Raw genomic sequence first — 8371 nt, forward strand, 5'->3', positions numbered from 1 at the left:
ACGCCTGCGCGAAGCCTGCATTCACAAATGGAGGGCTCGCGCAAGCAGACGGGGAGATGAGGCTTTGTTTAGAAAATGGATACAATCGTCATTGCAGCGAAAGCTATCCGTGATCATGCTGCTTTCCACGCTGCTTCCACTGCTTTCGCTCGGTGGATTTACTTACTATATCTCCTCCCAAATTACGGAGGAGAAGCTGATTCAATCCGGACGGGATGCCTTGGCGAAGATGGATGCCAACTTGAAATTCATGGTCAATGACATTGAGAACACGTCTATATTTCTCATCGGCCAGGAGGATATTCAATACTTCCTGCGCAATCCGGAACGCAATGAGCTGCTGCATCGCAAAATTTTGAACCTGATTGACAGCCTCGTCGTCTCCAAGGATTATGTTTCGAATATTACGATTCATATCTTTAATTCCAATGCGTTTTTGTCGCAAACGAAAGTTTATGAAAGAGCGCTGATGGAGCAAATCGATTTCGAGCATTTGGATGAAAAGACCTGGTCCAACGTATACACCATTCGCGATTATACAGGTCTGCATAATGTGTTTTCATTCGTGCGTCCGGTTAGAAGCATTTATTCCTTCGAGGAATTGGGCTGGCTGGCGATCAGCTTCGATGAGAGCGTGGTGTCCCAGAACTGGACAGAGCCGGGATTTGGCGATAATCAAGGCAATGTGGCGCTGCTGAACGAGGAAGGAATGGTGCTGTCCTCCACGAACAAGGATTGGCTCAGCGAGCCGATTGAGAATCTGTACCCGGGGATTTCTAACCGGATCAGCAGCAAGGAGGGGTATTTTACCTACGAGTCTAACGACAGCAAGGAGACCGTCCTTTATCTTCGCAGTTCCATCAAAGGCTGGACTTTGGTCGGGACGATTCCTTACGAATTGTATACCTCGCAGAACGGGTTTATCTTGCAGTTGACCGCTGTTGCGGTCGTTATTACGATATTAATCAACATTGGTCTGGTGCTGTACATGATTCACCGGGTAACCAATCCGCTGCAAGTGCTGGCTCGCTTGTTTACGAAGGTAAATCCGGAGGGACCTATGCCGATTTACAAGTCATCTACGAAAGACGAGATCGGACGATTGGGAGAGGTCTATAATAAGCTCGGCCGTTATATTCGGGAATTGAAAGAGCAGTTGATTCTGGAGCAGACGCGCAAGAAGGAAGCTGACATGCGGGCGCTGCAAGCGCAGATTAACCCGCATTTCCTCTATAATACCTTGTCCTCGATTCACTGGATGGCGCTGATGAAGGATGAGAAGCAAATTGCGGATATGGTCGGATCGCTGAGCGATTTTTTACAGTTCAGCTTGAATAAAGGCAGTGATTTCTGCTCCGTCTACCAGGAGTTTGCGCACATCCAAAACTATATGCAAATTCAATCGATTCGTTATCCGGACAAATTTGAATTGGAGATGTCCATGGACCCGGCATTGCGCAATATGAAGATGCTGAAGCTGCTGCTCCAGCCTCTCCTGGAGAATTCCATGATTCATGGCATTCAGAAGAAGGAAGGGAAGGGTCTGATTGGCGTGTATGCGGAGAAGAAGGACGAGTGGATGTATTTCACAGTCATGGACGACGGTGTCGGCATGAGTGAGGAACGACTGGCTGCGATTCGCCACAGTATTAGCAAGCCGATTACAACTGAGGATGCGGAAGGAAGCTATGGACTGCGCAATGTCAATGAACGTCTGCGCCTGCACTATGGACCGGGATCGAGATTGTCGATCGAGAGCAAAACGGGGGCGGGCACGCGCATATCTTTCTCGATTCCGCTCAAGGAGGGGTCCAGATGAAAATATTAATTGCAGATGATGAAGTCATCATTCGGACCGGTCTGGCAAAGGTTATCAAGTGGCGGGAGCTGGGTCTGGACCTGCTGACGCCCGCTGAGTCAGCAGAAGAAGTGCTGGCGAGGCTGCCAAACGAGCAGCCGGACATCCTGCTTACGGATATTCGGATGAATGGCATGACCGGGTTGGAGCTGGCAGCAGAGATTAAGAAGACGTATCCGAAGATGGAAATTATCATCTTGTCCGGCTACGATGATTTTTCCTACGCGCAGCAGGCTATACGCAACGGAGTCAGCGACTACTTGCTCAAAACCAGCCGGCCTGAGGAAATTATAAAAGCGGTACTCAAGGCAAAGCAGCGGGTTGAAGAGCGGCTAGAGCTGCACACACTGGATCGCCAAAAGCAACTGCAAGAGCATCAGCGTCTGCTGGAGCAATGGGTAACGCAGGAAGGGAAAGCTGCAGCGCTGCTGACGCCGCCGGAAAGCTTGCGCGAGCTGGATGCGGGTCGGGTCGGGGAAAACAGCAGCTGGCAGGTGATTATTCTGGCTGCCGGAGGTTGGGGAGAAGCCCGCTCTGACAGCGCTCTACTGACCTTTGCCGTTGACAACGCCATTCGGGACCTGCTGCCTTGTGTCAGCTTTATTCGGCAGGAACGTGTCATTGTTGTGATCCGAACCGGCATCTCCGGCTTTGACAAGCAGATTCAACGTTCCGTTTATGAGAAGATCGAGCAGCTGCTAAAGTGTGAAATCGTAGCGGTCGCAGGGAAGCCTGTGGAAGATGCAATGGAGTTGTATGACTCTTACGAAACGGCAAGCGAAGCGTATGGATTCCGACGTCTTATGCGCAGCAGACAGTGGGAGTATGCAGACATAGCAGGCCGAGTCGGCGGGAAAATGGTATGTACCACAGAGGAGGAGAAGGAGCTTTCCACGATATTGCTGGACAATGATCCGATGGTGCTGAAGTCGTGGGTGCATCGTTATGTCGAGGACTTGCTGGCGGATCCCGAGGTGACCCCGCAATCCCTTCAGGCAGCCGTCCAGTCTGTTGCGATCGCTGCGCATCGCTGGCTGGACCGTGTGTTGGCTGCCATTGGAAAGGAGCGCAACCCGGGGGAGAAGCCCGAGCCGTTCGACAGCGATCTTGAACGTCTTCCGGTGGACGGTTTGTTCCAACACTTGTATCACGTGATGAAGCTTTATCATCATAAGCTGGCGGAAGGCGGAAACACCCACATCCACAAGGCGATTACTTATATTGAGGAACGGATTGGCCATGATCTGGGCCTGCAGCAGGTGGCGCAGCATGTACACCTGCATCCGAATCATCTGAGCGACTTGTTCAAGAAGGAAACCGGTATGAAGTTCGTCGATTATGTAACGAAGAAAAAGATGCAGCGGGCGATGGACATCTTGTCCCATTCTCCGGTCAAAATCAGCGAGGTCGCGGCTATGGTCGGCTATGAGGATGTCAAATACTTTGGTCAAATGTTCAAAAAGCACACGGGGATGACGCCCAGCCAATATCGGGAAGCCCATTCATAAAAGGGGCGGGTTTTGTTCCACCGGGTATAAGGGAATTTCGTTTTATCCGCTTTCGCAGCTTTTCGTGCTAGTGCGACGGACGGAGACGAGATTTCCTTTTTTTTTTTGCCGTGCGCGGTTTACCGATTGCCGGACCGAGGGAGCCAAGTAGAAAAAAAAAGAGGCTGATCCCCAAGCAGAATATCTGCCGTGGATCAGCCGCAAGTAACCATGCCACTGGTTGAAACCAAGATTTGAAACCAAGATTGCCTTCCTGTACGAACAGGGGAAGCACACATGCAATGAATGGGCGGGACCCATTCAAAAAGTCGAATTGCTTACAGACGTACGTCGCTGGAAGGACCGTTGAGGTTTTGCTTCTTCGCTTCTTCCAATTCTTCGTCCCACTTCAGGTGACGATATTCGGTAGCTGCTTCGTCCGTGTTGAACCAATTGATGAAGTCTTCCCACATCGCTACAGACCAAGTGGAGTCGATCTGTGCAGTCGTATACGCGCCTTCTCTCAGGCGAACGAAACCGAATACGTCGCGAACTTGAGACTTCTCCGCACGTACGACTACTTCCTCTGCCAGATGCGGCGGAATGAAGATAACGCCTGCAGGTGTGCCCAATACGACGTCGCCAGGCAAGCAGATCGCTTTGCCGATGCGCGTAGGCACGTTCATGCCTGTCATCGTTACGTCTTCGATAGCAGTTGGGTCGCTGCCGCGATAGTAAACGTTGATGTTGTCGATTTCGACGACTTGCTGGTTATCGCGGATGCCGCCCCAGATGACAGCGCCGCCGCGCTTCGTACGGGTCGAGATCGCTGTGCCCAGGTTGCCGCCAATGTAAGTGCCCTTGAAGATTTTGTCAAACATGTCAACAACAACTACATCGTCTTCTTCCAATTGGTCGATTACCCATTGGTTGAAGAAGCCGCTGCGGCCTTCTTCCTGATGTCCGTAGTTGAGCAGCGTTTCGTGCAGGTCTGGACGCTTCGGAACCATGATCGCTGTAACAGCGCGGCCGACCATAGTTTTTTCGGGATGGATAATTTTGAAGTCGCCTTCAAATTGGAATTGATAGCCGTTTTGCCAAAGCGGGCCCCAAGCTTCCTCCAGCGTGATTTTGCGCATGCGCTCCAGGATGTCTGCCGGCACTTTCGGGCGGCCGTTCTCAAACCGCTCGCCTTTCCACAATGGTGTCAGCTGGATGATATCTTCTTTGTTATCAAATTTCAATCGTAGCACCTCTCTCTTCGAATTGTCCCGCGATCGGGAAGGGGCATGGGGCCGCTTCCGTCGCGGGATTGTATGACAAGGTTCGAATCCAGTTCCTCACTTTCGTGGGAATGTTGCCGGGCCCCCGCGAAAGTAATCGGAATTTTCCTCGAAGCTTTACTTCACTTTCGTGGGTCCTCTTAGCTCCACAGACGGTCGTTGCCGACAAAGTCGTTCCACTCGTCTGTAGACTCCCACAGACCCGGAACTTGCGGATGCAGATGCTCGGCGATAACTTCGTCGTTCAATTCCTCGATGCCCAGTCCTGGCGCGTCGACGACTTGAATGAAGCCATTTTGCAGAAGCGGCTTCGGCAGCTTCGGAGCCTTGATGATGTCATCCCACCAAGGAACTTCGACAGAGTGGAACTCAAGCGCCAGGAAGTTCTCCGTAGCGGCTGCAGCGTGAACGGCAGCGAGACAAGCGATCGGGCTTTCCGCCATATGGATGGCCATAGCTACGCCATATTCCTGAGCCATGTCGCCGATTTTCTTCGTTTCCAGAATACCGCCTGTAGTCAGGACGTCCGGATGAATGATCGATACGCCGCCAGCTTCCAGAAGCGGCTTGAAGTTTTCTTTCAAGTAAATGTCTTCGCCTGTACATACCGGCGTAGAGACGGAGTTGGTCAGGCGGACATACTGATCAGTCAGCTGCCAAGGAATCATGTCTTCCATCCATGCCAGGTTGTACTTGTCGATGCGGCGTCCGAGCTTGATGCAGTCCTCAACCCCGATATGACCGAAGTGGTCGATACAGAGCGGCACTTCGTAACCGATGACGGAACGAACGTCTGCCACGTACTGCTCGAGCATATCCAATCCTTTTTCCGTTACATGGATACCAGTGAATGGATGGGCAATATTGAACACATCGTAATGACGGTTGCGCAGGTAGCGCAGCTCTTCCTTGGATACGTTGCCGCTCTTGCGAGCTTCCCAATATGCCTTGGAAGTGCTTTTCATCTCTTCCAGGAAGCCAAGCGGTGCGCTCAGTGTACCTGGCTCGTCGATGATTTGGCTGATGCCCAGGTCCATCTTCAAGAAGGTAAAGCCTTGCTCCATACGCTTCTTGAGCGCTTCGCCCATAGCTTTGCCTGTATCCTTGCCGTCAACGTCTGTATCACAGTACATGCGGATCTTATCGCGGAATTTGCCGCCGAGCATTTGATAGATCGGCACGCCATATGCTTTTCCGGCGAGATCCCACAGGGCGATTTCGATACCGCTAACGCCGCCGCCTTGACGGGCATGTCCACCGAATTGCTTGATGCGGCGGAACAGCTTGTCGATGTTGCAAGGGTTTTCGCCAAGCAAGCGAGGCTTCAGCATTTGAGCATATACTTTGTCGGCGCCGTCGCGCACTTCACCGAAGCCAACTAGGCCTTGGTTCGTGTAGACTTTGATCAAGCTGCAGTGCATAGGAGCGCCGGAAATATCCGCAAAACGAATATCCGTGATTTTCAGCTCAGATGGATTGGAATGCGTGTTGACATGTGCGAGTGTGCTTTCGTAGGTTTCTTGTTTAGACAATGTCTTTCACTCCTTCTAGTAGATGGACAATCTTCTCTTACAAATGGACGCTTGCGCCGTCCAAGCGAATCGCCGAGCCCGTGATGAATTCGGATTCGTCTGAGGCGATAAAGCAAGCCAATGCTGCTACGTCTGCAGGCTTTCCTACACGTCCCATAGGGAACTTCTTCATGAATTCGCCAGGCTTGCGCCGCTTTTGTTCCGCTTCATCCAGGAATGGCTTTGATTCGCGGACGCTTTGCTTGCCGACATCAACGGCTCCCGGTTCAAGCGTATTGACAGTGATGCCGTATTTCCCGAGTTCGATCGCCGCTTCCCGCCCAAGCATGCGAATGCCGCCCTTGGTCATGGAATACACGACGTCGAAATCCCCGGGGCGCTTGCCATGAATCGAGGACATCAGCATAATGCGTCCGGATTGCTGTTTTTTCATATAAGGAACGACAGCTTGGATACACTGCCAGTAACCTTTAAGGTTGGTGTACATCATTCGATCAAAAGTCGATTCATCATGCTCGAAGAAACGGTAGTTCAGCTGCAATGCAGCATTGTTCACCAGCACATCGATGCGACCGTAATGATCGACCACTTGCTTGACCATGCGCACGATCTCGTCATTATTTTGCACATTCGCCTGAACAATGATCGCGTCGCCGCCGAACGCCTGAATTTGCTCCAATGTATCCTTGGCGCCTGCGTCGCTCCGGTTGTAATGCACAGCGACCTTCGCGCCGTGTTTGGCAAGACCGATGGCAACGCCTTTGCCAATGCCGGTGCCTGCGCCGGTTACGAGCGCTACTTTGCCTGAAAGATTCATGTTGCACCTCCTTCGGGCCATGGCTTATTCATCTTCACGTCCAGGTAATGCATCAGGAAACCGCCATCCATACGGATGTCCGCTCCATTCAGATAACGCGATGCATCGCTGGCAAGGAAGAGCACCAGGTTGGCCAGATCCTCGAAGGTTCCCAATACGGTACTGGGCACTTTGTACTGGTAATCTTCGTACAGGTGGGAGACGTCGCTCGCAAAGCGCTCATCGTCTCCTTCAACCGGGCCCAGTTCAATCGTATTGACCTGGATACCCTCTCGACCAAGCGTCAATGCAGCTTCGTGGGAAAGCATCTTGACCGCGCCCTTGGATGCGCTGTAGGCAAACGAAGAACCGGTAGGCTTCTCGGCGTGTATGGAGCTGACATAGATGATCTTGCCGGATTTTTTGGCAGCCATAATCTCCCCTGCAGCTTGCGTGCACACCAATGCCGATTTGGCATTGTGGTTCAACACCTCGAGGAAGGTGGCCTCATCGCAGCTTTCTACGCTGGCCGGCTTCATCAGATCGTTGTTGTGCACGAGCACATCTACCGTTCCAACTTGGGCTGAGGATTGTTGCAGCGCTTCCGCAACTGCCGAGCGTCGGCACAGGTCCACGTTGATGACTACCGCCTCGGAACCTTTCTGCTTAACATGGTCCAAGATGGGTTGGATGTTTTTGCCGTCTGAGATACTGTTCAAGACGAAGCGCGCCCCGGCGTCCGCAAGGTACTGGACGATCGCTTGGCCTGACCGGCTGTCCGCATCCGTTACAAAAACGGTTTTGTTGTGTATGTTCATAGATCCCCTCCATAACTCCCTCGGGCGTTACTCGTATCCGTTTTCATGTCATGATAAGTCATGAATGAACGCCATCGCTGTCCTTGGGTATGATTCCTACACAATTTAATCTTACAAATTATGCGTCCTGCTATGCGATGCTATAAAATTATGATTTTGTTTGTTTTTTTTCAAACTCGCCCAATCTGGCTTGGCAAGGCGCAGAAAGCGATTCCAATCGTTGCTGCAGTGCGGGAAAGAATGGGTTGCGGGTAAAAATAATCCAACAATGAGGTTGCTTACCGACTGATGATCTCAACGTGTGGCTATTGGCGAATCGGGTAGCTTGGAGAGCTTGCAATAATCCAACTCCATCCTAAGCGGGGAGGAAGCCCGAGGATGCTGGTGGACTTTTGCATGGAGGAAGCGCGAGGATTCCGATGGACTTCTGCATGGAGGAAGCGCGAGGATTTCAGCTGACCTCTCAGCAAGGAAGAATATCAGGTTTTGGTTGCTCCCTCAGCAGTTATGAGATAGCGGGAAATATGGTTCTTATATGGATGTAAAAAGGGAGGGGAGCGGAATAGAGGAATCTACTGCACTAGCCTTGCATCAATG

6 protein-coding genes are annotated in these 8371 nt (G+C 51.7%); 2 read left to right on the plus strand and 4 right to left on the minus strand.

All coding sequences use genetic code 11. From position 1 onward, the window contains the following. Window positions 1-64: 64 nt before the first annotated feature. Together XYCOK13_RS15460 and XYCOK13_RS15465 are read left to right on the plus strand one after the other, a co-directional pair. A complete protein-coding gene (locus XYCOK13_RS15460; protein ID WP_244865190.1) occupies window positions 65-1819 on the plus strand; it encodes a cache domain-containing sensor histidine kinase in 1755 nt (584 codons plus the stop codon). Next, window positions 1816-3366, plus strand: a complete 1551-nt coding sequence (locus tag XYCOK13_RS15465) for a response regulator (protein ID WP_213413083.1) — start codon at window positions 1816-1818, stop codon at window positions 3364-3366. Before XYCOK13_RS15460 ends, XYCOK13_RS15465 begins: the two co-directional genes overlap by 4 nt. A gap of 317 nt (window positions 3367-3683) precedes the next feature. Here the strand turns inward: XYCOK13_RS15465 and XYCOK13_RS15470 are convergent, their stop codons facing one another. The 4 genes from XYCOK13_RS15470 to XYCOK13_RS15485 all read right to left on the minus strand — a co-directional run bounded on the left by XYCOK13_RS15470 (window position 3684) and on the right by XYCOK13_RS15485 (window position 7774). Further along, entirely contained in the window at window positions 3684-4589 is a 906-nt protein-coding gene (locus XYCOK13_RS15470) for an RraA family protein (protein WP_213413084.1), read from the minus strand. A 179-nt stretch (window positions 4590-4768) separates the two neighbouring features. Further along, entirely contained in the window at window positions 4769-6160 is a 1392-nt protein-coding gene (locus XYCOK13_RS15475; RefSeq protein ID WP_213413086.1) for a mandelate racemase/muconate lactonizing enzyme family protein, read from the minus strand. A gap of 37 nt (window positions 6161-6197) precedes the next feature. After that, window positions 6198-6977 carry an SDR family NAD(P)-dependent oxidoreductase gene (locus tag XYCOK13_RS15480; RefSeq protein WP_213413087.1) on the minus strand — a complete coding sequence of 260 codons (780 nt, stop codon included), beginning with the start codon at window positions 6975-6977 and terminating at the stop codon, window positions 6198-6200. Beyond that, window positions 6974-7774, minus strand: coding sequence for an SDR family NAD(P)-dependent oxidoreductase (locus XYCOK13_RS15485; protein WP_213413089.1), 801 nt, complete (start codon window positions 7772-7774; stop codon window positions 6974-6976). Before XYCOK13_RS15485 ends, XYCOK13_RS15480 begins: the two co-directional genes overlap by 4 nt. Window positions 7775-8371 lie beyond the last annotated feature (597 nt).

This window comes from Xylanibacillus composti (assembly GCF_018403685.1).
In the GTDB taxonomy this organism is placed as follows: Bacteria; Bacillota; Bacilli; order Paenibacillales; family K13; genus Xylanibacillus; species Xylanibacillus composti.